This window comes from Gemmobacter caeruleus, assembly GCF_008271655.1.
Classification (GTDB): Bacteria; Pseudomonadota; Alphaproteobacteria; order Rhodobacterales; family Rhodobacteraceae; genus Gemmobacter; species Gemmobacter caeruleus.
Map to the genome: position 1 here is coordinate 13,142 of NZ_VKKX01000055.1, position 22,846 is coordinate 35,987.

25 protein-coding genes and 1 riboswitch are annotated in these 22,846 nt (G+C 63.4%); of the genes, 8 read left to right on the forward strand and 17 right to left on the reverse strand.

Annotated features, from left to right (window positions below):
- The first annotated feature begins 65 nt into the window (after positions 1-65).
- On the forward strand, positions 66-413 hold the full coding sequence (locus FOA17_RS19165; RefSeq protein WP_203232358.1) for a Crp/Fnr family transcriptional regulator: 348 nt from the start codon (positions 66-68) through the stop codon (positions 411-413).
- On the opposite strand, the gene FOA17_RS19170 is transcribed toward FOA17_RS19165, so the two are convergent.
- Positions 373-1,680 (reverse strand): MFS transporter, encoded by a 1,308-nt coding sequence (locus FOA17_RS19170; RefSeq protein ID WP_149143126.1) that lies wholly within the window; start codon positions 1,678-1,680, stop codon positions 373-375. The genes FOA17_RS19165 and FOA17_RS19170 overlap by 41 nt on opposite strands.
- A 1-nt stretch (position 1,681) precedes the next feature.
- Positions 1,682-1,939: a metal-sensing transcriptional repressor gene (locus FOA17_RS19175; protein WP_149143127.1), complete on the reverse strand. Its 258-nt coding sequence runs from the start codon at positions 1,937-1,939 to the stop codon at positions 1,682-1,684.
- 68 nt (positions 1,940-2,007) lie between these two features.
- On the opposite strand from FOA17_RS19175, the gene FOA17_RS19180 reads away from it, so the two are divergent.
- Genes FOA17_RS19180 through FOA17_RS19190 form a run of 3 tightly spaced genes read left to right on the forward strand, consistent with a single transcriptional unit; the run spans position 2,008 to position 3,975 of the window.
- Positions 2,008-2,361 carry a hypothetical protein gene (locus FOA17_RS19180; RefSeq protein WP_149143128.1) on the forward strand — a complete coding sequence of 118 codons (354 nt, stop codon included), beginning with the start codon at positions 2,008-2,010 and terminating at the stop codon, positions 2,359-2,361.
- 54 nt (positions 2,362-2,415) lie between these two features.
- Positions 2,416-3,141 (forward strand): HupE/UreJ family protein, encoded by a 726-nt coding sequence (locus tag FOA17_RS19185; protein WP_149143129.1) that lies wholly within the window; start codon positions 2,416-2,418, stop codon positions 3,139-3,141.
- A 15-nt stretch (positions 3,142-3,156) separates the two neighbouring features.
- Positions 3,157-3,975 carry a hypothetical protein gene (locus FOA17_RS19190; RefSeq protein WP_203232359.1) on the forward strand — a complete coding sequence of 273 codons (819 nt, stop codon included), beginning with the start codon at positions 3,157-3,159 and terminating at the stop codon, positions 3,973-3,975.
- Positions 3,976-4,013: 38 nt separating this feature from the next.
- On the opposite strand, the gene FOA17_RS19195 is transcribed toward FOA17_RS19190, so the two are convergent.
- Genes FOA17_RS19195 through FOA17_RS19205 form a run of 3 tightly spaced genes read right to left on the reverse strand, consistent with a single transcriptional unit; the run spans position 4,014 to position 6,519 of the window.
- Positions 4,014-4,367 carry a DsrE/DsrF/TusD sulfur relay family protein gene (locus tag FOA17_RS19195; RefSeq protein ID WP_149143130.1) on the reverse strand — a complete coding sequence of 118 codons (354 nt, stop codon included), beginning with the start codon at positions 4,365-4,367 and terminating at the stop codon, positions 4,014-4,016.
- Entirely contained in the window at positions 4,364-5,668 is a 1,305-nt protein-coding gene (locus FOA17_RS19200; protein WP_149143131.1) for an MFS transporter, read from the reverse strand. The genes FOA17_RS19195 and FOA17_RS19200 overlap by 4 nt, the downstream gene beginning before the upstream one ends.
- Positions 5,665-6,519 carry a sterol desaturase family protein gene (locus tag FOA17_RS19205; protein WP_149143132.1) on the reverse strand — a complete coding sequence of 285 codons (855 nt, stop codon included), beginning with the start codon at positions 6,517-6,519 and terminating at the stop codon, positions 5,665-5,667. Before FOA17_RS19205 ends, FOA17_RS19200 begins: the two co-directional genes overlap by 4 nt.
- Before the next feature lie 87 nt (positions 6,520-6,606).
- Between FOA17_RS19205 and FOA17_RS19210 the strand changes: the two genes are divergently transcribed.
- Entirely contained in the window at positions 6,607-7,272 is a 666-nt protein-coding gene (locus FOA17_RS19210; protein WP_140848781.1) for an ArsR/SmtB family transcription factor, read from the forward strand.
- A 103-nt stretch (positions 7,273-7,375) separates the two neighbouring features.
- On the opposite strand, the gene FOA17_RS19975 is transcribed toward FOA17_RS19210, so the two are convergent.
- The 6 genes from FOA17_RS19975 to repA form a co-directional block, all read right to left on the reverse strand.
- Positions 7,376-7,540 (reverse strand): hypothetical protein, encoded by a 165-nt coding sequence (locus FOA17_RS19975; RefSeq protein WP_007803240.1) that lies wholly within the window; start codon positions 7,538-7,540, stop codon positions 7,376-7,378.
- A 391-nt stretch (positions 7,541-7,931) separates the two neighbouring features.
- A complete protein-coding gene (locus FOA17_RS19215) occupies positions 7,932-8,405 on the reverse strand; it encodes a hypothetical protein (protein WP_149143133.1) in 474 nt (157 codons plus the stop codon).
- Positions 8,406-8,503: 98 nt separating this feature from the next.
- Positions 8,504-10,675 (reverse strand): ParB/RepB/Spo0J family partition protein, encoded by a 2,172-nt coding sequence (locus FOA17_RS19220; RefSeq protein ID WP_149143134.1) that lies wholly within the window; start codon positions 10,673-10,675, stop codon positions 8,504-8,506.
- Positions 10,676-10,844: 169 nt separating this feature from the next.
- Entirely contained in the window at positions 10,845-12,056 is a 1,212-nt protein-coding gene (repC, locus tag FOA17_RS19225) for a plasmid replication protein RepC (RefSeq protein WP_149143195.1), read from the reverse strand.
- A 212-nt stretch (positions 12,057-12,268) separates the two neighbouring features.
- Entirely contained in the window at positions 12,269-13,201 is a 933-nt protein-coding gene (repB, locus tag FOA17_RS19230) for a plasmid partitioning protein RepB (protein ID WP_149143135.1), read from the reverse strand.
- Positions 13,185-14,378, reverse strand: coding sequence for a plasmid partitioning protein RepA (gene repA, locus FOA17_RS19235; RefSeq protein ID WP_149143136.1), 1,194 nt, complete (start codon positions 14,376-14,378; stop codon positions 13,185-13,187). The genes repB and repA overlap by 17 nt, the downstream gene beginning before the upstream one ends.
- Before the next feature lie 236 nt (positions 14,379-14,614).
- On the opposite strand from repA, the gene FOA17_RS19240 reads away from it, so the two are divergent.
- Complete coding sequence (locus FOA17_RS19240) at positions 14,615-14,815, forward strand: AbrB/MazE/SpoVT family DNA-binding domain-containing protein (RefSeq protein ID WP_338029129.1); 201 nt, start codon at positions 14,615-14,617, stop codon at positions 14,813-14,815.
- Between the two features lie 92 nt (positions 14,816-14,907).
- Here FOA17_RS19240 and FOA17_RS19245 read toward each other — a convergent pair whose 3' ends face one another.
- Entirely contained in the window at positions 14,908-16,071 is a 1,164-nt protein-coding gene (locus FOA17_RS19245; protein WP_149143137.1) for an ATP-binding protein, read from the reverse strand.
- Positions 16,072-16,118: 47 nt separating this feature from the next.
- Positions 16,119-17,003, reverse strand: coding sequence for a recombinase family protein (locus FOA17_RS19250; RefSeq protein ID WP_149143138.1), 885 nt, complete (start codon positions 17,001-17,003; stop codon positions 16,119-16,121).
- A 226-nt stretch (positions 17,004-17,229) separates the two neighbouring features.
- On the opposite strand from FOA17_RS19250, the gene FOA17_RS19255 reads away from it, so the two are divergent.
- Complete coding sequence (locus tag FOA17_RS19255) at positions 17,230-18,300, forward strand: hypothetical protein (protein ID WP_149143139.1); 1,071 nt, start codon at positions 17,230-17,232, stop codon at positions 18,298-18,300.
- Positions 18,301-18,311: 11 nt separating this feature from the next.
- Here FOA17_RS19255 and FOA17_RS19260 read toward each other — a convergent pair whose 3' ends face one another.
- From FOA17_RS19260 to FOA17_RS19275, 4 genes are all read right to left on the reverse strand, one after another.
- A complete protein-coding gene (locus FOA17_RS19260; RefSeq protein WP_161630530.1) occupies positions 18,312-19,049 on the reverse strand; it encodes a CbtA family protein in 738 nt (245 codons plus the stop codon).
- Between the two features lie 30 nt (positions 19,050-19,079).
- Positions 19,080-19,256, reverse strand: a complete 177-nt coding sequence (locus tag FOA17_RS19265) for a CbtB domain-containing protein (RefSeq protein WP_084450957.1) — start codon at positions 19,254-19,256, stop codon at positions 19,080-19,082.
- A gap of 34 nt (positions 19,257-19,290) precedes the next feature.
- A riboswitch (cobalamin riboswitch) is annotated at positions 19,291-19,507 on the reverse strand.
- Positions 19,508-19,532: 25 nt separating this feature from the next.
- Complete coding sequence (gene cueR, locus FOA17_RS19270; protein WP_051294570.1) at positions 19,533-19,994, reverse strand: Cu(I)-responsive transcriptional regulator; 462 nt, start codon at positions 19,992-19,994, stop codon at positions 19,533-19,535.
- 13 nt (positions 19,995-20,007) lie between these two features.
- On the reverse strand, positions 20,008-22,479 hold the full coding sequence (locus FOA17_RS19275) for a heavy metal translocating P-type ATPase (protein ID WP_375155719.1): 2,472 nt from the start codon (positions 22,477-22,479) through the stop codon (positions 20,008-20,010).
- 174 nt (positions 22,480-22,653) lie between these two features.
- Between FOA17_RS19275 and FOA17_RS19280 the strand changes: the two genes are divergently transcribed.
- Positions 22,654-22,842 (forward strand): heavy-metal-associated domain-containing protein, encoded by a 189-nt coding sequence (locus FOA17_RS19280; RefSeq protein ID WP_149143140.1) that lies wholly within the window; start codon positions 22,654-22,656, stop codon positions 22,840-22,842.
- Positions 22,843-22,846: the final 4 nt, after the last annotated feature.

Here is a 22,846-nt window from a genome sequence, read left to right on the forward strand (position 1 = left end):
TTGCGGCGAAGGTGCCCGCCGAAGCCTCTGCCTATGCCGCACGCACCCACTGCTGGGCCGTGGCCGTGGGCAGCACCGAGGCGCGAGCGCTGCCGCTGGTCTCTTTCCACGCCCGAATTCGGCAGGACTCCATTCTTGCGGCGGGATGGGCCGCGCATCTGGCGCGTGCCGTGCAGGAGGCCCGTTTCCGCGTCGAGGTGCGGTCCTTCCCGACCGTCAGCGCACGGCTCGACGCCTGGCTGAGCGACGGGAATGCCCTTCCCGGAAAGGGCCAACTGCAAGGCGTTGCTGCCGAGATCGGCGTGTCACGCGAGGCGCTTTACCGTGAACTGGCCCGCCGCCGGGCCGTGATGCCGCCGCAAAGCCGTGACATCACGCCGCCCTCGGCCAGCGGCGGTGCAGGTCGTCGATGACGATGGGATGGGCGTGATGCGGCGCGTGTTCGGCCAGATGCGGGTGATCGGGCGGAAGGTCCGGGTGATCGTGAGCCAAGACAGCCTGATCGTCGGAGGGCCAGAGGCGCAGCACGGCCGCCACCCCGACCGCGCCGATGATGGCGAGGACAATCGCCGCCACCGAAAGCCCCGCGCCGGCACCAATCCAGCCTGCAAGCGGGTAGGTCACCAGCCAGCAGGCGTGGGACAGGGCGAACTGCGCAGCAAACACGGCGCCGCGGTCGGCTTCGCGCGCAGAGCGGTTGACGATTCGACCGATGGGCGTCTGTGTCAGCGAGAAGCCAAAGCCGATTGCGGCCCAGAGCGCGATCAACGCTGAAAGGCTGGCAACGAATGGAACCAGGGCCACGCCTGCGACCATCAGGGTCGCACCGCCGATCATCACCGGCCTGTCGGTAAGCCGCTCGAGGATGCGCGGCAGAAGGAAGGCCGCCAGCATCGAGCCCGCGCCGAAGCCTGCGAATGCCAGCGCCACGGCCTCCTCGCCCAAGCCGAGGCGGGCTTGCACCAGCACCACGGTGTTCACATAGATCATTGCGCCTGCGGCGGCGACCGACGCCTCCATCACCATCAGTCCGCGCAGACGCGGGGTGCGGGTGTAGATTCGGATTCCCTTGGTCACATCGGCCCAGAAATGGCCGGGCTCCCTCGCCGCCCGACCGGGCAGCCGCGTAGTCACGACCAGCAGCGCCGAGCCAACAAAGCCGATAGTCGTGCCCGCAAAGAGCACCGGGAAGCTGACGACCGTCAACAGCAGCGCCGCCAGCATGGGCGAGGCCAACTGCTCCAGATCCTCGGCCAGCCTTAGGAGCGACAAAGCGTTGGTATAGTCATCCTCGTCTTTCAGCACGTCGGGGATCACGGCCTGGAAGGAAGGGGTGAAGCCGGCCGAGGCGGCCTGCAGGAAAAAGATCAGCACATAGACCTGCCAGACCTCGGTGACGAAGGGCAGAAAGGCGATCACGCCCGCCCGGATCAGGTCCAGCGCCACCAGAAACGCCCGGCGCGGCAGGCGTTCGGCAATCGCCGCCGCCACAGGGGCCAGCGTCACATAAGCCACCATCTTGATTGCCAGCGCCGTGCCCAGCACCGCACCCGCGTTGTCGCCCGCGAGCTGCCAGGCCAGAAGACCAAGCGCTACCGTGGCCAGTCCCGTGCCCAGCAGTGCCACGAGTTGCGCGGCAAAGAGGTGGCGGAAGGTCGGGTTGCGGAGGGTGGACAGCATCTCAGAGCAGCTTCGTCAGGGCCTTGATCTCGGCCAGGTCGTGATCGCCCCCTGCCGTGAGGCAATGGTCGATATGGTCATGGATCAGCGCCCGCTTCGCCTCGGCCACCGCGCGCTCGACAGCGTGAAGTTGTGTCGCAAGATCGACGCAGGGCCGCCCTTCCTCAATCATCCCGATCACGCGGCGCAGGTGCCCCTCGGCGCGCTTCAGCCGGGTGGCGATAGCAGTGTGGCTTGCGTGTGTATGATCTTCTGGCATATATCCAGCCTATCCCCCTAGGGGGGATGAGGCAAGAAGCTAAGCGGGGTCAACCCCGAAGGACAACGATGCAGGCACGGCAACCGACATGGCGGGGGATCAGGACGCTTTGGGCGGCCCTGTGTTTTGCCATTTCGCTGGCAGTCGCACCCGCCATCGAAGCGGTCAAGCATGGTCCCGGAGCCGTGTCTGCCGAAGCCGATCACCGGGCCTATCACGCCGAGCATGGCCATTCGCACGACATTGCCGGGTCGGATCATCACGACTCGAGCGACCACGATCATGTAGGCGCGGCGCTGCTCGCATCACCAGGGGCGGAAGTGCCGCCGCCACCCTTGCGGACGCTGCGCCCCGGTTCCCTTGCTGCGGATGGCACGATCCGCGACGGGCCGCGACGGCCACCCCGCCTGACGTTGATCTGAGCCGCCGCCCCAAGCGGGCGGTCCGACAGTTCCATCAGTCAGGATAATCCAAAGATGACATCCTCCCCACGGGCGCGATGGCGCCCCTTCACGCCATGGCAGGCACTTGTTGCGCTGGCCACGACCCTTGCCGCCTTTCTGCTTGCAGACGCGGCCTTTGCCCACAACGTCACCGAAGGCGACGCGGGCTATGTGCAGGAGGTTACTGGCTTCCGCCCGATCGCCTTCATCTACCTCGGTGCCAAGCACATGGTGACGGGCTACGACCACCTCCTGTTCCTCGCAGGGGTAATCTTCTTCCTCTACCGGTCGAAAGACATCGCGACCTACGTCAGCATCTTCGCCATCGGCCATTCAGTCACGATGATCGCGGGCGTCTGGTGGTCCATCTCGATCAACGCCTACATCATCGATGCGATCATCGCATTTTCGGTGGTCTATAAGGCACTCGACAACCTTGGCGCATTCCGCCTCTGGTTCGGGGTGCAGCCGAACACCAAGGCCGCGACACTGATCTTCGGCCTGCTGCACGGCTTTGGTCTGGCCACGAAGATCCAGAGCTATGAGATTTCGCCAGATGGCCTGCTGGGAAATCTTATTGCCTTCAACGTGGGTGTGGAGCTTGGCCAGCTGATGGCGCTCGCCCTGATCCTGACAGCGATGACCCAGTGGCGGGGGCGGCCTGCCTTCGCGCGGCAGGCCTATGCCGCGAATGTTCTGATGATGGTGGCCGGCTTTGCCCTGATGGGCCTGCAGATCACCGGCTATTTTGTCGCCTGAAAGGAGGGCTGACCCATGACCAACCGTTTTGAAGCACCCAAAGCCCCCCTGCGGGCAGAACCGCGGGTCTTCGCCGCCACACAGAACGTCCAACCCGTTCCTGCCACCTCCGGCGGCCTGATCCGTTCCACCCTTCTTGCGGCCGGGGCAGCCGGCGCGATCCTCGTCCTGTTCTGGCTACCTGCTGAATATGGGATCGACCCGACGGGTGTCGGAGCCCTGACCGGGCTGACCGAGATGGGCGAGATCAAGCAGCAACTTGCGGCTGAAGCGGAGGCTGATGCTCGTGCCGCCACGCCAGCTGCCGTAGCGCCCCAAACAGAAGTCGCCGCCCCGGAAATCCTCGCGCGGCTAGACCGGATCGACGCCCAGCTTGCCACCATCGCCGCCGTAATCGGCACGCCCCCCGGCCTGTCCGATCCTGGTGCCGCCGCACCAGCCGCCGCCGACCCGGCACCCGAGGGGGTCGCCGCAGTAGCGCCCGAACCCGTCGAGGTGGCTGTTGCCGAGGCCGACGCTTCGGAGTGGCGAGACGAGGTCAGCTATACGCTGCCCTCCGGCGAAGGCGTCGAGGTGAAGCTTGTCATGGAGCAAGGCCAGGTCGCGCGCTATGCGTGGACCGCGAATGGTGGCGTGGTGAACTTCGACCAGCACGGCGACGGTAGCGGTGAGGAAATCAGCTATGAACAGGGCCGCGCTGTGCCCGAAAAGACAGGCGAGCTCGTCGCAGCCTTCACCGGCAACCATGGCTGGTTCTGGCGCAACCGCACCGACGAGCCAGTAACCGTGACCCTGCGGACAGGCGGAGAGTACCAGGAACTCCGCGCACCCTGACGCAGCGATCTGTGCTTGAAAATGCCCGCGGCGGACAGTCAGAACACCAGAACCTTGTCCGCCGCGATCGTAGCCTGCGCGAGTCCGTCCATGGTGGAGCGGGTCGCCCCCTCCACCATGTCTTTTTCGTTCAGGCCACGCGCGTCCATGCAGGTGCCGCACATCAGGACGCGCCCTTTGGCAGACAGGACCAGACCGATCATGCGTTCGATATTGTAGTATCCATCGGGCGTCTTCTGGCCAGCCTTGGCGCAAAGTACGGCGTCCGCCATCAGGAAGACGGTGATCTCTGCATCGGGATCGTTCTTGGCGAGCGCGTGCGCCATCCGCAAACCGTTAAAGCTGCGCTCGGTGCCATATGGCGGATCATTCAGGAGGATAAGGTATTTCAAAGCTGGCCTCCTTTGCGGGCCGGATTAAGCCGCGGATGGGTTTCCTCGCCGAGCCAGAAGAGAACGGCGCCAGAGACGAACATGGAAATCGCGACGAACCAGAAGGCAGATTCAGCCGCGCCTGTCAGGCTGGCAGCAAGACCGAGGCCGAGCGCACCAATGGCGTAGCCGAGGTCGCGCCAGAAGCGGTAGATGCCGATGGCCGACCCACGCCAAGCGGGCGGTGTGATGTCCGCAACCGCCGCCGAAAGGTTCGGATAAAGGAGCGCCATTCCAAAGCCCGCCACACCTGCCGAGACCGACCACCAGAGCGCGCCGCTGCCCATGACCACCATCGCAACACCTGCACCGCAGATCCACATGCCCAGCACGTTCGGCCAGAACCGGCCCACATGGTCCGACAGCCGCCCGGTGATAAGCTGCGAGCCGCCCCAGACAAAGCCGTACGTGCCGACGATCCAGCCGACCTCTGTCAGGCTTGCACCTCGGCTAACCAGGAAAACAGGGAACAGCGCCCAGACCAGGGCGTCGACAAACTTCTCGACAAGCCCAGCCTGGGAGATCGCGAAGAGGCGTCGGTCGCGCCAGCTCATCAGGGCGAAGACCTCGCCCGTTGTGGGGTGATCAGAGACGCCTTCGGGATAGCGCGGCAAGGATTTCGGCGGTGCTGCCTTGTGCGCGGCGGTCTCTGCCCTGGCCCAGGGGAGCGTGTCCTTGACCCAGACCACCGAGAGCAGCAGTGCCAGCAGAACCACGGCCATGCCAAAGACCAGAAGTCCGGTCCGTGCGCCCAAGGCTTCGGCGATGTAGGCGGTCAAGATGCCCGCGGACGCCACGCCGACATAGCCCGAAAACTCATTGAGCCCCATGACGAGGCCACGTTCTTCGGCGTTGGTGATGTCAAGCTTCGCGGTCTGCGTCATCGACCAGCAGAGACCCTGGTTGACCCCAAGCAGCAGGGTCGCGGCCACGATCCAGTTCCAGTCGGGCGCATACCAGATCATCACCGGGATCGGCAGCGCTGCAACCCAGCCCCAGAATTGCACGCGCTTGCGGCCGATCCGTTCCGACCAGCGGCCGGCGACAAAGTTCATCACCGCCTTCACCGTGCCAAAGGCCACGACGAAAGAGGTGAGCAGAAGGAAAGCGCCACGTTCCAGCCCGAACTCGCTTTCGGCCAAAGCCGGGACTACCGTGCGCGTCATCCCGATGGCGAAACCCACCAGCATCACCTGGATCAGCTGATGGGCGACCTGAACCTGGTTTTCCCGGATGCCTCGCGTGAAGTCGCTTGCGGTCATTTGGCGGGCTCCTTTTTCGTGTTACGGGGATCGAGCGCATGGCCCGATGCCGGGCCGCGGACGGGCTGGATCAACATCCGGTCAAGCCACAGGTCGCGACGTGTGCGGAATTGCTCGATCCCGATCTCCATCCCTTGGTGCCCCTTAGCGGGCTGCGCGATGTAAGTGCCGAGCAGCCAGTCCCACCACGGCAGATTGAAGCCGTAGTTCGAGTTGGTCTCGCGCGGATCGATCGAATGATGGACACGGTGCATGTCGGGGGTAACGACGAACAGCCGCAGCACACGGTCCACCGGGCGCGGAAGGTCTATGTTGGCGTGGTTGAAGATCGCGGTGGCGTTCAGGATCACCTCGAACAGCAGCACCGCGATGGCGGGCGGTCCGAGCGCCGCGACCACCGCTAGCTTGATCCCCATGGAGATCAGGATCTCGACGGGATGAAAGCGCAGGCCGGTCGTGGCGTCAAAATCAAGATCGGCGTGGTGCATCCGGTGCAACCGCCACAAGCCCGGGATCGCGTGGAACATCACGTGCTGGAGATAGATCGCCAGATCGAGCAGAAGCATCGAGACGACGATGGCCACCCACACGGGCGCGTCGATATTGTTGAACAGCCCCCAGCCACGGTCCTCAGCCATGACAGAAAGCCCGACCGCAAGGATCGGGAACGACAGCCGCAGGATGATCGTATCGACAACGACAAGAGCGAGATTGTTGGTCCAGCGGATGACGCGCGGGATCTCCAGCCTGCGCCGGGGGGCTGCCACTTCCCAAAGCGCCATCGCCGCCAGAACACCCAGAAAGATGGAAAGTCGGATGGACGCCTCAGTCGCAAGGATGGTCTCGGACATGGGTGCTGGCCTTGGGGCTTGTGGAGCGCGATGGAATCGCTATTATTCAAGTCATCGCTTGAATGATGTAGCGTCAGGAGACACGCCTTGTCAATCAGCCCGAAGCTCGCCCTGCTGGAGGAATACGCCCTCGTCGCGCGCGCCTTGTCGGCACCGGCGCGTCTGATGCTGCTGGAACAACTGGCGCAAGGCGAACGCGGCGTAGAGGCGCTGGCCGACAAGACAGGCCTCACCATCGCCAACTGCTCGCAGCACCTGCAACAGTTGCGCCGGGCCGCTCTCGTCACCAGCCGCCGCGACGGCAAGGCGGTGATCTACCGGCTGACCGACGCAAAAACGCTCGCGCTGATGGACCTTCTGCGCATCGTTGCGGAGCGGAATCTCGCGCAGGTCGAGCGTATCTTGCGAGGGCTTTCAAGCGGCAAGGATGCCCCCGAGCCGGTGAGCAGGGAAGACCTGGCAGTCCGGATCGCCGAGGGTTCTGTGACCGTGCTCGATGTCCGCCCCGCAGACGAATACGCTGCAGGTCACATTTCGGGCGCGCTCAACATGCCGCTGATTGAGATCGAGCGGATCATTCCGACGCTCGATCTGGCCGCCGAAATCGTAGCATATTGCAGAGGCCCCTATTGCATCTACGCCCATCAGGCTGTGGCCGCCCTGCGCAAACACGGCATCAATGCGCGCCGCCTTGACGGCGGTTTGCCGGAATGGCGCGAGGATGGCCTGCCAGTGATGTCAGGCGCGCAATAGTCCGATGACCGTGCATTTCATCGGCGCACGGCCACTCGGTCGGCGATAGGCCCGGAGGCGCTCCAGCGCCGTGCCCGAGCCCATGAAAAGTGAGGCCGAAGCCTCACCCGAAGGGATCGTATTCCGAGACGATCACGACCTCGTCGCCGTCGATTTCATCGGCGGGGACGGCGCCGAAGGTTCCATCCCCTGCCTGGAAGACGACGATCGAGACCATGAGCGTGGCGGCGAGGGAGGCTGCGAAGGCGTGAGCATCTTTGCGGGACATCTGTTTGGCTCCTGTCTTGGAGGCGGGGGACCATCCCCCGCGCGACAGGACCCCGCAGGCCCGAAGACTGGCTGACATCACCGGGTGCGTTCGGCTCGCCCGAATCCACCCGGCGGCACGGGCTCGCCCGTAGTCCGACCCCTCGCGGGTTGATCTCGAAGAAGGGATTCGGGGCAAGGAAGGGAATGGCGAGCGGGGGATGGTCCCCTGACGACTGGAGCCGGTTGTCTCGCTGATGCCTGGAACGCCGCCAGCCTCCCGGGAAGCCTCTTGGTTGATAGCCTTTGTACTGGGGGATGGATCCTTTGGTGCCCCGCGGCATCGCGGGACGAGATTGATGTGGTCGGTGAAGGGCCCGCCCATGGGTAGGCCCCTCACGCATTGTCAGGGCTCAGGCGGCTAGGTCTGCGCCCCCTGCCCCATCGCCGCCCTCGGCATCGACGATCTCGAGCCGCGCGTTACGATAGCCTTCCCGTGCGATCCAAAGCTCGGCCGCGGTGACGGACTCTGCCAGATGCAGCAGTTCGGTGTTGCCACCGAAATCCAGCAGCACGCGCACCTGCCCGGGCTTCGGTTCCTCGGCGACTTCGAAGATCAGTCGGCTATCCGCCGAATGGCTGCGCATGATGGTGACGAGAATGACCCCGTCGGAGGAGAAGTTCCCTTCATGCAGCGTGAAGGCGGCCGGTGCGGTCCAGGTCGGATAGGCTCGGGGCGGTTCCTTCTTCACAAGACGGCCGACCCCGTTCGAGCGCTCCCAGGTTGCCAGCTTCTTGGTAAACCGTGCCGGCGGCTTGGGACTGCCGTCGGTGTAGCGGATCAGTGCCCCCAGAGGGGCTGTGTCGATGATGGTTGTTGCAGACATGATTCCTCATCCCGAATGCGAGCGTTCGCATTCATCATATTGAAATTGCTGTGTTTTGTGAGATAGGGGCGGGTTTTCCCGCCCCCGGATGGCTCAGATCACTCTGCCGCCATCATCGACGCATCGCTGTCCGGCAGATCGGCCGTCAGGAAGGCCGGGAGATCGACTTCCTCGGGCTGACCCGCGTGCTCCCCCTGCCCTTCTGCAATCTCCTCGCCGTCGTCCACCGCCAGATCAGCGCGGCGCAGGACCTCGGGCAACCAGCCGCTGCCCTTGAGGAGCCGTTCGGCCTCAGTCGCCATCTCGCCCTTCTTCAGGTGATCGAGAAGCTGCGCAGTCCCCTCCCCCTTCGCCTCACGAACGGCTTCGAGGATCCGGGCCTTGGGCACACGGTTAAGATAGGCATCAACCGTGGGCTCCCAGCCCGCCTCGACCATGTCGAGATCGACAGCGCGAGCCAAGAGGTCGGCATGCGCCATGCGACGAGTCAGACCGCTGGCGGAGATGCCCGACCCATAGGGGTTCACCTTCTCATGGAGCGCGTTGATGCCGAAGCTGAGGCAATGCGCCAGGAGCGCCAAACGGCTGCCCTGGTCGAGGACCGTCAAATAGTCCCAGAGCGCCCCATCATCGCCGAGGGGCAGATCGGTCTCCCAAGCGGCGTGACGCTCGTCGACCAGCTTGGCCGCGATGCTGTCTTTGAGATCGGGCGCCTGCGCGGACATGTAGACGTGACGCACCGAGGCCTCGAGACAGCTCCCCGAGGCAGAGGAGGTGCGGAAGGTGTCCGTCACCAACTTCAGGAGCAGGAGCGTCAGCGCCACGTCGGGCGACCGCCCGATGGCCTCGCGCAGCGCGAGGGTCCGGTGGGCCGTCAGTTCCATGACCAGCCGCTCGGGCAACGGCTTCAGCCCACCGTCATCTTCCTCATCGGATGCATCCGCGCCGACCGCCTGACCGCCCGAAGTGATGACGGTGCCGCCGACAGAGGTCCCCGAGGGTTTCCAGCTGGAAACACCGACATCACCCCCCTGCCCCATGACATCCGCGCCATCGGCATCCTTAACCGCGGTCTCCTCGCGCGGCTCGTCCTCGGGCCGGACATAGCCGCGATAGACCGCGAGACTGCCGTCCCGATCAAGCGTGACGAAGACGCCCGCGCGCCCGACCTCGGCCGGATCGTAGATCAGCGGCCGCTGCTCGAGCGCTTCCATCGCCATTTCCAGCTGACCGAGCCGAGCGTCGATCTCCTCGGGGTATTCGTCCTGGCCGGAGTATTCCTCCTCCAGCGCACGATACTCGGCGAGGAGCGTCGCGTGGGCCGCGCTTTCCTCTTCGGTCATCGGGGCGGGATCACCGGCCAGACGCCGCAGGCCATGGCTGTAGCCATAGGGCAGGTCGGTCGCCACCTCGATCCACTTCCAGCTCTCGGCCGCAAGTGCTTCAGCCTCAGTCTGAAGCCTCTCGCTGACGAGCCGGTCGAGCAGGGCAGGGTCCTCAAGCCAACCGCCGTCATCGCCCTGAAAGAGATCGCGCAGCACGACACCGCCCGCCGCCTCATAGGCATCAACACCCACGAAGACGGCGCGACGATCCGAGGCCCGGACCGAGGTCTCGGTCAGCATGCGCCGGATGGCATAGGGCTCCTTGTTCCAAGAGTTCTTGATCGCCTCCCAGACCTGGACCTGACGCGCATGATCCGGGTTCACCGTGAAGGCCATGAGCTGTTCCAGCGTCATGCCATCCTCGGCATAGACTTCGAGAAGGGCAGGGGCCACAGAGGCGAGCTTAAGGCGCTGCTTTACGATCTGCGGCGTGACGAAGAAGGCTGCCGCAATCGCTTCCTCCCCCTGACCCTTTTCGCGCAGAGCCTGGAATGCGCGGAACTGGTCGAGCGGGTGCAGGGCAACGCGCTGCATGTTTTCCGCGAGCGAGTCGTCCTCGGCGAGGATCTCCGACGCCGCATCCCGCACGATGCAGGGAATCGGCGCGGTCTTCGCCAGCCGCTTCTGCTTCACCAGCAACGACAGCGCCTGGAAGCGACGACCACCGGCCGGAATCTCGAACATCCCGGTCTCGACACCACCGGCATCGAACATGGGCCGGACGTTCAAGCCCTGCAGCAGTCCGCGGCGCGCGATGTCCTCTGCCAGTTCCTCGACGGAGACGCCCGCCTTGATGCGCCGGACGTTGGACTGGCTCAGCACGAGCTTGTCGAAGGGGATGTCTCGCGAGGAGGACAGGGTGATTTTCTGGGCAAGTTTCGCCATCAGTTCTTCTCCACGACGGGCGCCGGAAGCCACTCTCCCGATCTCACTTCCCGTCACCCTTCAAACGCCCAACCTTTCCCTCTCTTCGGCTACCGACCCATTGCCGCGTGACTTAACAGCTGTAAAGTCGCGCCGAACTTGATGATCGCTCCAAGAGACTTAACAGCTGTTATGCAGCATTTCGCCGGGACATCAGTGCCATGACCATCGGCCCGCAGGAGAACTCGCCCGCCGCAGCCTTCGATGTCAGCGCACGGAGGTAGCCACCGGGCGATCGGATGTCGGCAAAGCGTTCCAGCATGGCGACAACAACGATCGACGCCTGCTCGGGCCCCATGAACCGTTGCGCTTCTTCCCAAGCGGAAGCACTGATCCCCATGGCCGGCCGTACATGGCAAGCCGCGTCAAAAAGCTGATGCCAGTGGCGGATATCGCCCTGGTAGAAGGTTTTAAGCGACGGGCAGCCCGCGATCACCAGATGGAGCGGGATCTTTGGCACGCGTCTTGTGTCTGCTTCTTCCACGTCAGCACCAGGTGCATCCGTTTCAACATCTGGCGCGCCGGCCGCCGCCCCGCCTTCCTCTAAGGCAGGTTCAAGTTCTATAGATTCTTTATTTGAATTATGGTGGTGGCGCTCAGTATTGGCACCATTGGTGTTCATTTCTTCTGTTTCAGAACCATCAATGACATTGCGTGCGTGGTCGAGAAGGGCTTCAAGGTCGGCGCGAAATGCTGAGAGCTCCTCGAGCGTGAGTTTGCGGCGAAGGGCGCGCGCTGTGAGAACAGCCTTGTCGCGAAACTGATCCCAGAGGCCGAGGCCTGGCTGGACCTCTTCTCCGAACTCCGCCAGGGCAGCAAGATCGCGCCGCATGAGGCTCACGACCTCCCGCAGTCTCCGGACACGGTCCTCGGCCTCACGCACAGCCTCTGCGGCCCGTGCAACCTCTTCGGATTGGCCGTAGAGTGGCGAGAGGTCGAAGCCAAAAGCCACACGCTCTTCGCCGTGCTTGCGAACATACCTCTTGCCGTTGGGACTATCGCGGCGCATGAGCAAGCCAGCATCCACCAGACGGGCAATGTGCCTGCGCATCGTGGAGCAGGGCATGCCGTTCAGCCGCTCGCAGATTGCCTTGTTCGACGGGAAGACGACCATCTCGGTATTCCCGCCAAGTGCATCATCCGGAAAGAAGCTGAGAAGCCCCTGCAGAACGGTCAGATCGCGTTCGGAAACCCCAAAGGCCGCCTGCGCCTTGGACAGCTCGCGAAGGAGCTCCCACTTGTTGACGGGCTTGCCCGGAACAGACGCCTCAGGACGCTCGACCACGCGCAGATGGGCGTGCGAGATCGGCCGCATAAACGGCGAAATCGGTGTGTACTCCATGATGTCATTCACGAAGGCAAAATTTCCCTGGCCCGCGAATCGCTTTGCGCTTGCGGGAAAGGGGCCAGATCGCTACATTCAGAGGTGCGAAAACTGAGTTTTGTAGCGGGCTGGTCCCGTGCGAAACCTAAGAAAGGTCTCGTGAAGCTTGCTTCTCGGGGCCTTTTTCTTTTCTGCCTGTCTCGTGCCTCCTTTTTGCTTGTTGCTCTTCCTCAGTCTTCCTTGCGCTTCCAGCGCTCGTGAAGCTCGGCGATCAGCTGCGGGGCCTTACCCTGAAGCCAGCTGACAAAATCTCTGTCCTCGGCCTTCAGCTCGAGCTTGAACTGTTGGCCGCGGCGCCCTGTCGCGATGGTTGCAGCCCCGACACCCGGAATGGTCACACTGGGTGCCCCTCGGGGACTTGATGGGCGGGTCGGTCGCACTGCCTGCACTACTGCTGCAAGGACGGCAAGAAACGCGGCGTCCGACTTTTCGTCAGGGCCACCTGAGTGAGAAGACCTGGCCTCTGCCGCCACTACAGCGAGACTCTCGCGGTCCACAGATGCATCGCCCAATGACTTCTTGAGCTCCTCCCAACGAGGCCGGCCGATACCTGGCGCAGCACCGATCGCCAGGACGAGGCTCTCGCCAACCGCGCGGACGACGCTTAACAGCTGCGACACACCAGCTTCGGTGAGGCCCAGAACCTCCGCCACGCCCTTGTTGGTACGTTCCGCCTCTCCCAGATGATCGCCATTGAGCAAGGCCGCCGCGACCAACGCGCGTTCGATGAAGCTAAGGTCACGTCGTTCTTGGTTCTCGAGCAGCTGATCCCGAAGCGCCTGATCCCCGTCCATTTCAGTTACGATCGCACGGACCTTGATCCCGAGTTCCCGGCAGGCTTCAAGTCGACGCCGTCCGTAGATCAGGCTGTAGCGCTCCCCTTCGAGAGGTCGTACGAGGATCGGCACCCGTTGGCCGCTTCTGGAGATCGATGCCTTCAGCCCAGCAATCTCGATTTGGAGACGGTCATCCAGCCTGCCCACGGTCTCGACATGGTCAGGCTCGATCTCGAACACGCCGCCCCGCAGCCTGCGCCCTTCAAGAGCGTCGGGGGCATTACGCAAGGTCTGCAAGGGCAGTCCCAGTTTAGGCTTTCTTGCCATTGCGTCCCCACGTGCTCTGGATGATCGCTGCGATCTCATCGTTGACGGCATTCATGGACTCGATGGCGCGGTCGAAGGTCTGACGCGTAAAGTCCTTCTTGTCCGCCTCATACAAGGTCTGCTTGGTCAGCCCGGCATCCGATATCGCCGTCGACTCGACCATGTGGTTGGTCAGCACCGAACGCCCGAAGAGTCCGCGGATGAAGGCGATCACCTCGGTCTGTGGGGCGTCGCCCACCTTGTAGCGGGTCGGCAGGAACCGGAGCCAATCGAACCGAAGGTTGGCACCTGCATCGCGGATCACACCCAGCAGGTCAGCCGTCATCCGCAGGAACTGCGACATGGACATGAGGTCAAGCATCTGCGGGTGGACGGTCACCAGGACCCCGGAGGACGCGGATAGGGCGGACATGGTCAGGAAGCCCAGTTGCGGAGGGCAGTCGATCACGACGACATCATAGTCGCTTTCGACGCTGTCGAGTGCATCACGGACCCTTGCGAAGAATGCGCGGGCACCGCCACGCTGGATCGCGGCCGGGGTCTCATGCTCGAACTCCATGAGCTCAAGATTGCCCGGAATGAGATCCAGGCCACGGATGTAGGTCTTCCTGATCACCTCGGAAACAGGGACAGGGTCGTCATAACGGACCGCGTCGTACAACGTCCCGCCTTCCATGAGATCCAGTTCAGGCTGAATTCCATGCAAGGCGGACAAGGACGCCTGCGGATCTAGATCGATTGCCAGCACCCGATAGCCCTTGAACGCAAGTCTCTGTGCAAGGTGCGCTGATGTTGTTGTCTTGCCCGACCCACCCTTGAAGTTCACAACCGAAACAACCTGTAACTCATCGCCGCTCCGACGACCCGGCACATAGGTGCCTGGCTTTTTGGCATTTGCCTCGAGGCTTTGTCTGATCTCCCAGACATCGTCGAGGGTATAGCGTCGATGGCTGCCGGCCGTCGTCTCGACGTCTGTGATCTTGCCTTCCCGATGAAGTTTGCGAAGGTAGGTGTGATCGACACCGAGCAGCTCGGCCGCCTCACCGCTCGTCAAGCTGCGCATCACCTTCTTCGCGTCGGGTGGAAAGTGCGCGGCGCGTTGTGCGTGCAGGTTCGACGCCAAGAGTTCGGCGTAGTGGCCAATGGCGATGTCTAGATCTTTGTCTATTTCGGTCATGCCCTGCTCGATCCGTGGGCGCGATTTTTATGTGACCGCGCGGTATTTTTCGAGACTATTGCCTGCCCGACCAGATTCGCGCAAGCCTTTTCCACATCTAGTGTCTGAGCGTACAGCAAGCACAAGCACAGTGAGACTCGCTGGCCAAGCTTTCTCTGGCGTTCATGGGGATGTAGCCTTCTCGACGTTAGTGGTCGCGGGAGGTCAGGATGAAGGTCGAGAGATAGGGCAACTCCCTGGCGGTGCGCCTGCCTGTAAAGCTGGTCAGAGAGCTCGGGCTGGTGGAAGGTGACCGGATAGGCTTGATCCGTGAGCATGATGTTCTGCGGGTTCATCGCTTGCCGCGCACCCACGAGGTGCTGGACAGTTTGCGAGAGTTCCGCGGCCGACTGCCCGCCAACCAGCGCCTTGACCGCGATGATGCTCAAAGCCGGTAAGGGCCACTGTCTGAGAGGGGAGGGTGGGCTGTCCTTTGCTGAGGGAGACGTGGCGCAGCGTTGTGACGGGTCTTCGACGCACGTTGAGAACTCTACAGATTGCGCAACTGCTCCACGGCGGTGGCCAAAGGCATTGCTCTTAGCCCGTCACCTGCCGGCACATCCTGTTCACCGGCATAGACCAAGATCTTCCGGTCGGCCTTAATGTCATCGACTGACAGGTGGAAACCACGCGACACCTTGGGTGTTGTGGTGCGCTTGATCTCAATGGCCCAGATCGCATTCCCGGGAAGCCGCAGAACAAGGTCAAGCTCGGCTCCCGCTGCAGTCCGGTAGAAGAAGTGTTCGGTCCCTACTGGCGCGGCGGCGATCAGGGTTTCGATGGAGAACCCTTCCCAGCTTCCACCGACCACCGGGTGCCCCAGCACGCTTTCCAGCGAACCAAGGCCAAGCAAGGCATGGACGAGGCCGCTATCCCTGACAAAGACCTTTGGCGACTTGACGACGCGCTTGCCCGCATTCTCATGCCAAGGCTGCAGGCGCCGGACCAACATAAGGTCGACGAGCAGATCAAGGTATCGTCCCACCGTCTGGCCTGAGACGCCCAAGCCCTCGGCAAGCGCGCTCGCATTCAGCAGTCCACCCTGCGCATGCGCCAGCATCGTCCAGAAGCGGCGCAGCGTAGCAGCCGGAATGCGCGGCCCAAGGGCAGGGATATCGCGTTCGAGGTAGGTGCGCAGGAAATCCTCGCGCCAGGTCAGGCTGTTCTGGTCACTATCTGCTTGGAAGCTGTCCGGGAAACCGCCTCTCAGCCACAGGTCGTTCATTCTATCCTCGCCGACTTCGTCCAGCAGGAGTGGCGACATTTCGATATAGCGAACACGCCCGGCAAGGGACTCGGCCGATTGGTGCAGAAGCACATTCGATGCAGATCCAAGCAGGAGGAACTGCCCTGTACGGGCCCCCTTGCGGCGTCGCATGTCGATCTGTCCGCGGAGGGTCTTGAACAGGTCCGGCATCTGCTGGACTTCATCAAGGATGACGAGTTTGCCGACCTGTTCGTCCAGATACAGATCGGGCTCTGTCAGGACCCGTCGATCTGCGTCGCGTTCCAGATCAAGGTACACGGATGGGCGTTGTCCAGCTATCTCGAGGGCGAGGGTGGTCTTACCAACCTGCCGAGGCCCCAAGAGGACAACAGCCGCTTGAGCGTCGAGGGCGGATTGAACGGTCTGAGTAGCATGGCGATGATACATACCTTGCAATTACTCCACGTCATGGAAGATTTGCAAGGTTATTTCGCTCAACCCAGCAAGCCAAGCCTCTCGGCGCGCTCCAGCAGCATCTTCACCGAGGAGGGTTGCCAGCTTGTCCGCCCGCGGGGCGTGCGCTCGCGCATCGCCTCCAGCCGGGTGCAAATCGCCTGAAGCGTGATGTCGGGGGCCGCGCCCTTGATGGCGGCGACGATGGCGGGCAGGCGGTCGTCGGTCTCGCGGCGGTCGGCGCGGGCGAGCACACTCTCGGGCAGAAAGCCGTCGCGGACGTAGGCGCTAACGGCGCGCAAAAGCCGGCTTTGCGTCCATTGGCGCTCGCGGGGCAGGGGGCCGTTGACGATGCGCACCACGTCTTCCCAGGCCAAGTTGGGGCGCAGGCGACGGACATGGGGAACCCAGTCCTGCGCCGTCTCATTCAGCCGCTCCATGTAGCCGTCCTGCCGCGCCAGCCGCACCTTGCGCAGCGCGGCCGGATCACGGGCGCGCAGGCCCGGATTGCCGCCGACCCGGCCTTTGGTTCGTGCGCTGGCCAACCCCGCCTTGGTTCGTTCGCGGATCAGGGCGCGCTCAAACTCAGCTGCGGCGCCGAGGACCTGGAGGGTGAACTTGCCCTGCGGCGAGGACGTGTCGATCGGGTCCATGAGCGATCGGAAGAAGGCGTTCTTGGTCTCCAACCGCTCGATCACCTCGAGGAGATGCGAGAGGGACCGCGCCAGACGGTCGATGCGCACGACGACCAGCGTGTCGCCCTTGCCGATCCGCTCCAGCACCCGCGCCAGCACGGGCCGCGCGCGGTTCCCGCCCGAGGCCTGCTCCTCGTGGATCTCGACGCAGCCTGCGGATTTCAGGGCCTGCGACTGGGGCAGGGGGGTCTGATCCTCGGTTGAGACGCGCGCATAGCCGATCAGGGGCATCAAAACAGGCCGTTTGCAGTTTCATATACTACTAATAAACGACCGTTTGTAAACGGATGCAAGGGCGCTCTCTACGGCCGAGGTCCGCGAAATGCCCTTGGTTTCCTCAGGCTGTGCGCGATCAGAGTGGTCTCGCAGGCAGTCGCGCGCGCGTGCTATGTAAGGAGCGCAGACGCAGTTCGAGAAAACCATTGAGTAAAGTGCAAAATGTACGTATTTTGCACATATGAAGCCGCAAGCATCTGCTCCACATGATAGTTTTGACGAGCCCCTGACCTGGGTAGAAGAGGTCGAGGAGAGATCCGAAGATGATCTGTGGTTCCTGCCCGGTCCGATCGAAGACGAGCCCGACGATCTGCCGCCTAACCCAAGGGGCGAACCCCGCGAGACTGCGATCCTCGACGACTGGCGCAAAGCCGAGGCGGACAATGCCGCGCGGCTCGCCCATGTCGCAGGTCGGCTCGGTGGGCTGGACGAGCGGTTGCGGAGGGGGCCTGAGGGCTGGCGCCACAGGCTCGCCCTGATCGAAGCGGCCGACCTAAGCTGGTTCGCAGGCGACCGCATCGGGCCGGATCGACTGGCGCTCTGGATCGCCCTGCGCCTGTCTGGCGTGCAGGACGACAGTGTCGCCCTGGCGCGGGTCGGATGGGCGGTTCGGCGCCTGATAGGGGGGCCAAGGCCGGAGGTGGACCTGGCCGCTTTTGTGGATCGTCGTGACCCCGAGAACTTGGCGGATGAGGCGGAGCCCTTTGCGGATCGCGCGGGCGGTTGGCTGGACCTGATGGCGCAAGCTGCCGACCTGCACCCGATCAGCCGTGCCTGCATGGGCTTTCACATTTGGAGTTTGGCGGGTCTCGGGCAGCACGGAGACCGGATGGAAGCGGCTGTCACGGCCGCGCGGATTGCGACCGGAGAGGGCAGGGGAGCGATATTTGCCCCTCTCGCCATGGGCGGGGCAGGCGGGCTGCGCGCCGGTGGCACTGCTGCTGACCGACTGGTGCGATGGCTCGACGGGATGGAGACAGCAAGCCGGACCGCGATGCGGCACCTTGACGACATCGAGGCTTGGTCAGCGCGGTCCGAAACCGAGATGGTCACGCTCTCGGGCAAAACGCCCCCAGCCTTGCGCGCAGTTCTGACCGAATGGCCCCTTGTCTCCGCCCCAATGGCCGAGGCAATCACCGGCGCCAGTCGCGCGGCCGTTCAGCGGAACATGGCCTGGATGCAGGCGCGAGGTTTGATTCGAGAAGTGACCGGGCAGGGAAGATTTCGCATGTGGTGTGCACGCGCAGCCTAGGTTGCCTTCTCTCACCCCGGCTCCGTCAAACCGTCAGCATCGGCCTTCGCGCCTGCTTCCGGCAAAAGCCGCAAGAGTGCGATGGCCAGCACCAGCCAACCGATCAGGTTCACGCTTAGCACGCGCGCCGCATAGAGCGCCGCAAGGTCGGGCGGCACTGCCGGGGCAGAAACGGGTGGCAAGGGCGCTCCGAAAAGGTGGGGTGCCAGGATCAGGGCAAGGCCCGCGAGCCGCCCGGGCCAGGACCGCAACCCCGCAGCAAAGAAAATGCCGGCAGCCGTCATCGCGACAGTCGCAACCCACCAGAGTTGCCGGTCCGCCAGTTCCGCTGCCTCCATTCCGGGCAGTTCGGGCGGAAGGTCGATTGCAGGCGCAAGGGACAGGACGGCAAAGCCGATAAGGCCGAGGGCTGTGGCCGGGATCCTCCCGCCGCCGGGCAGAGCCCGGAACGCGGTCAGGCCGGCTCCGGCCAGCAGGCCAAAGCCCGCCCAGGTGAGGATCAGGGTCAGGACCGTCAAGCCATTGCGCACAAGCAAGTTGTCCGTATTTTCCGCGCCCTGCGCATCATGGCCGGGCGTTTCTAGCGGGTTAGGTGCAGGGTCGGGCTTGTTGCTCTCGATCCCGATCAGAACGAGTTCGCCCGTCTCATACCGTTCAGCCTCGACGATCAGGGGTTGGATGAGAAAGAACTGAAAAACGGCAGCCACGAGGCCCGCGATGGCACCCGCGATTACCCCGCCGGACAGCAAGGTCTTTGTCATGTCGATTATACAGAAACGTCAGTGGCAGGGAAAACCGGTCGCATGACGTGTGTCATGCGTTGCAGCGTGCAATGCGTCAGGCGAAGCAAAACCAGCGGCAAAGATCAGCACTGCGCCAATAAGCGCGCTGGTCAGGATTGGTCCGAACTGGCTCTTCGATTGCTCCGCTGTGGCGGACAGGATTCTGGTGGACATGAAGGTTCTCCGCCCGTCACACCCGACGGGATTAGGGTTGCGCCATCGCTTGGCCGGTCTCCTGGCTCGCGGATTAACACAGTCCTTCGCCTTCCCGGGCATTGGCCCAGTGGCACGATGAAGGACCGCTACCGCATACAGTCGCGGGGGCGGCTGAGGCCTTGGGCGCCGCAATTGGGTCCGCCCTTCCTCATTCCCGATTGAGTTCCAGGACTCTGCGCCCCTTGAACACCAAACAATGAGAGCTTTGCGCCGAACCCCCGCGAAGTCAACTGACTACCGGGAGTGAAAATGCTGCACCGGTACTGCTTTGCCGCTCTGCTGTGTCGTGCAATCAGATCCATGCTCCACCCCGTGCCCGAGGTCAGCCAGGATTGGGCAGTCGGGCCGGTGATCGCCGCAGCATGCGTCGGCTAGGTGGCGCAGTGTGTCGATCATGGCCTGCATCTCGCGCACCTTCCGTTCGAGGCCGTCGATCTGGTCCGTCGCAAGGCGTTTCACATCCGCGCTTTGACGGGTCCGGTCGCGCCAGAGTGCCAGAAGCTCTTCGATCTTCTCGACCGAAAAGCCAAGGTCGCGGGACCGACGAATGAACCGCAGCATCTGCACTTCAGTCGGAGAGTAGACGCGGTAGCCTGATCCGGTCCGCCCTGCGGTGGGAATAAGGCGAATAGATTCGTAGTAGCGGATCATTTTGGCCGACACGCCCGAGGCCTTTGCCGCTTCACCAATGTTCATGATCATGCCTCCTTCAATGCACAACTGCGGCCTGGAACCGCCGCAGCCGGAGGGCGTTTCCAAGAACAAAGACCGACGACAAGGCCATCGCGGCGGCAGCGAAGATCGGTGACAGAAGAACGCCGAAGCTCGGCCACAGCACGCCCGCGGCAACAGGGATCAAGGCAGCGTTATAGGCAAAGGCCCAGAAGAGGTTCTGCCGGATGTTGCGCATCACGGCCTTGGACAGCGCGATGGCGTCCGATACCGCCGTCAGGCGACCGGTCATGAGCACGACGTCCGCCGCCTCGATTGCTACGTCGGTCCCCGTTCCGACAGCAAGGCCAACGTCAGCCTCGGCCAGGGCCGGGGCATCATTGATGCCGTCGCCGACATAGGCGAGCTGTCCCAACGCCTTCAGTCGCTTGACTGCGGCGACCTTGCCGTCCGGCAGCACTTCGGCCACGATCTCGTCGATGCCGAGTTGGCGGGCGATGGCGCCTGCGGTGCGGGCGTTGTCGCCAGTGATCATCGCAACTTTCAGCCCCATAGTGTGCAGGGCGCGGATTGCCGTTGGCGTGGTCTCCTTGATCGGGTCCGCGACAGCAAGGATGGCAGCGAGTTTGCCGTCGATGGCGGCATAGAGCGGCGACTTGCCTTCGTCTCCCAATCGAGCGGCAGTATTCCCAAAGGGCGATACGTCAATCCCCAGTCGGGCCATGTAGCGATCAGCGCCGATCTCGATCCGCTGCCCGCCCGCCTGTGCAGTGACGCCGAAGCCGGTAACGGAGTCGAAGGCTGTGACGGCGGGCAGGGACAAACCTTCGTCTTCTGCGGCCTTTACGATGGCGCGGGCGATCGGGTGCTCGGACTTCGCTTCGACGGCTGCCAAGAGTGACAGAACGGCGGCGCGATCGAAACCTGGTGCAAGATCGAGGTCGGTGAGGCTCGGCCTGCCCTCGGTTAGCGTGCCGGTCTTGTCGAGTGCCACGACCTTCACTCCCTGAAGAGACTGGAGCGCCTCGCCCTTGCGGAACAGCACCCCCATTTCGGCCCCGCGCCCGGTGCCCACCATGATCGAGGTCGGCGTGGCGAGGCCCATGGCGCAGGGGCAAGCGATGATCAGCACGGCTACGGCATTGACAAGACCGAAGGTCAACGCGGGGTCGGGGCCGAAGATCAGCCAAACGGCAAAGGTCAGTGCTGCAAGCGCCATCACTACCGGGACGAACCACATCGTGACCTTGTCGACGAGTGCCTGGATCGGCAGCTTGCCGCCCTGTGCCGCCTCGACCATGCGAATGATTTGAGCGAGCATCGTCGCCTCGCCCACCGCGGTGGCGCGGAACGTGAAGGCACCTGTCTGGTTTACAGTCCCGCCGGTTACCCCATTCCCAGCGGTCTTCTCCACCGGCAGCGGCTCGCCCGAAATCATGCTCTCGTCGATCCAGCTTGCGCCAGTCATTACCTCGCCATCGACTGGCACCCGCTCACCGGGACGGACCTCGACGACATCTCCCGGGCGCACCTCGGAAACAGGCACCTCGACCACCCCGCCGCTGCGGATCACCCGGGCTGTCTTGGCCTGTAGGCCGACCAGCCGCTTGATCGCCTCGGACGTGCGTCCTTTGGCGCGCGCTTCGAGGTAGCGACCGAGCAGGATCAGCGTGACGATCACCGCCGCCGCCTCGTAGTAGACATATGTTGTCCCGGCAGGCAGGAGCCCTGGAGCGAAGGTGGCGACCAGCGAATAGCCGTAGGCGGCCGAGGTGCCGACGGCGACCAGGCTGTTCATGTCGGGGGTGAGGCGGGCAAGCGCAGGCAGGCCCTTGCGGAAAAAGCGCAAGCCGGGGCCGAAGAGGACTGCCGAGGTCAGGGCGAACTGCAAATACCAACTGTTCTGCATCCCGATCGTGTTCATTACGGCCATGTGGACCGACATGAACAGGTGCGACCCCATTTCCAGAACGAAGACCGGTAACGAAAGGGCGGCAGCGATTACAACATCTCGCTTCAGCAACGCTTCTTCTGCGGCCTTTTTCGCTGTCGCGCCATCATGCGCAGCCATAGCTGGGGCTGCGGGGCGGGCGTCATATCCCGCGTCTGCTACCGCTCGGGTCAGCGCCGCCACATCGGCCGATCCTCGCACTGTTGCCCGCTCGGTAGCCAGATTGACGGTGGCAGACGCTACCCCCGGCACTGATGCCAACGCCCGTTCGACCCTCGCCACGCAAGAGGCACAGGTCATGCCTTCGATAGCGAGATCGATGGGCTTTGCTGGCACATCGTAGCCCGCATCTTCGACGGCCCTCACCAACGCACCGCGATCGAGCGCCACGCCCGTAACCTCGGCTCGCTCGGTGGCAAGGTTAACTGATGCCGTCGTCACCCCCGGCACAGCTTTCAAAGCCCGTTCGACATGTGCGACGCAGGACGCGCAAGTCATCCCGTCGACGTCGATCGTCATAAGATCGGTATCAATTCGAGACGATTGCTTTGCGAGCATGTTCATCACGGAATTCCTTTCAGGGATGCCTCCGCCGTATGAGATACGGCTTCCCATTATGGTAAGGTCAAGGGGCAACCTGAGATTCGTCATCACGGCTTTGTGGGCTTGACCTTACAACCGTGGGAAGCCCTATCTGATGACGCATGAGGCAAAACCCTGAAGGAGGCACTCATGAAGTTCCATATCGAGAACATGACCTGTGGCGGTTGCGCCAACAGTGTGACGAGGGCGATCCAGTCGGTGGATCCGGCCGCCGACGTCAAGGCGGACCCCAGCACGCAGAAGGTCGAAGTCACGTCCGCAGTTGCGCGTGATCGGCTGGTCGCGGCCCTGACCAAGGTTGGCTACGCCCCTGCCTGAAGCA

What these genes read in the sequence shown, in the direction of transcription:
- FOA17_RS19205 (WP_149143132.1), bottom strand. Translation starts at nt 6,519, where the DNA reads ATGTCCGAGACCATCCTTGCGACTGAGGCGTCCATCCGACTTTCCATC.
- repB (WP_149143135.1), bottom strand. Translation starts at nt 13,201, where the DNA reads ATGGCAAGAAAGCCTAAACTGGGACTGCCCTTGCAGACCTTGCGTAAT.
- FOA17_RS19245 (WP_149143137.1), bottom strand. Translation starts at nt 16,071, where the DNA reads ATGTATCATCGCCATGCTACTCAGACCGTTCAATCCGCCCTCGACGCT.
- FOA17_RS19280 (WP_149143140.1), top strand. Translation starts at nt 22,654, where the DNA reads ATGAAGTTCCATATCGAGAACATGACCTGTGGCGGTTGCGCCAACAGT.
- FOA17_RS19185 (WP_149143129.1), top strand. Translation starts at nt 2,416, where the DNA reads ATGACATCCTCCCCACGGGCGCGATGGCGCCCCTTCACGCCATGGCAG.
- cueR (WP_051294570.1), bottom strand. Translation starts at nt 19,994, where the DNA reads ATGAACATTGGTGAAGCGGCAAAGGCCTCGGGCGTGTCGGCCAAAATG.
- FOA17_RS19215 (WP_149143133.1), bottom strand. Translation starts at nt 8,405, where the DNA reads ATGTCTGCAACAACCATCATCGACACAGCCCCTCTGGGGGCACTGATC.
- FOA17_RS19175 (WP_149143127.1), bottom strand. Translation starts at nt 1,939, where the DNA reads ATGCCAGAAGATCATACACACGCAAGCCACACTGCTATCGCCACCCGG.
- FOA17_RS19255 (WP_149143139.1), top strand. Translation starts at nt 17,230, where the DNA reads ATGAAGCCGCAAGCATCTGCTCCACATGATAGTTTTGACGAGCCCCTG.
- FOA17_RS19170 (WP_149143126.1), bottom strand. Translation starts at nt 1,680, where the DNA reads ATGCTGTCCACCCTCCGCAACCCGACCTTCCGCCACCTCTTTGCCGCG.
- repA (WP_149143136.1), bottom strand. Translation starts at nt 14,378, where the DNA reads ATGACCGAAATAGACAAAGATCTAGACATCGCCATTGGCCACTACGCC.
- FOA17_RS19265 (WP_084450957.1), bottom strand. Translation starts at nt 19,256, where the DNA reads ATGTCCACCAGAATCCTGTCCGCCACAGCGGAGCAATCGAAGAGCCAG.
- FOA17_RS19275 (WP_375155719.1), bottom strand. Translation starts at nt 22,479, where the DNA reads ATGCTCGCAAAGCAATCGTCTCGAATTGATACCGATCTTATGACGATC.
- repC (WP_149143195.1), bottom strand. Translation starts at nt 12,056, where the DNA reads ATGGAGTACACACCGATTTCGCCGTTTATGCGGCCGATCTCGCACGCC.
- FOA17_RS19190 (WP_203232359.1), top strand. Translation starts at nt 3,157, where the DNA reads ATGACCAACCGTTTTGAAGCACCCAAAGCCCCCCTGCGGGCAGAACCG.
- FOA17_RS19220 (WP_149143134.1), bottom strand. Translation starts at nt 10,675, where the DNA reads ATGGCGAAACTTGCCCAGAAAATCACCCTGTCCTCCTCGCGAGACATC.
- FOA17_RS19250 (WP_149143138.1), bottom strand. Translation starts at nt 17,003, where the DNA reads ATGCCCCTGATCGGCTATGCGCGCGTCTCAACCGAGGATCAGACCCCC.
- FOA17_RS19200 (WP_149143131.1), bottom strand. Translation starts at nt 5,668, where the DNA reads ATGACCGCAAGCGACTTCACGCGAGGCATCCGGGAAAACCAGGTTCAG.
- FOA17_RS19180 (WP_149143128.1), top strand. Translation starts at nt 2,008, where the DNA reads ATGCAGGCACGGCAACCGACATGGCGGGGGATCAGGACGCTTTGGGCG.
- FOA17_RS19975 (WP_007803240.1), bottom strand. Translation starts at nt 7,540, where the DNA reads ATGTCCCGCAAAGATGCTCACGCCTTCGCAGCCTCCCTCGCCGCCACG.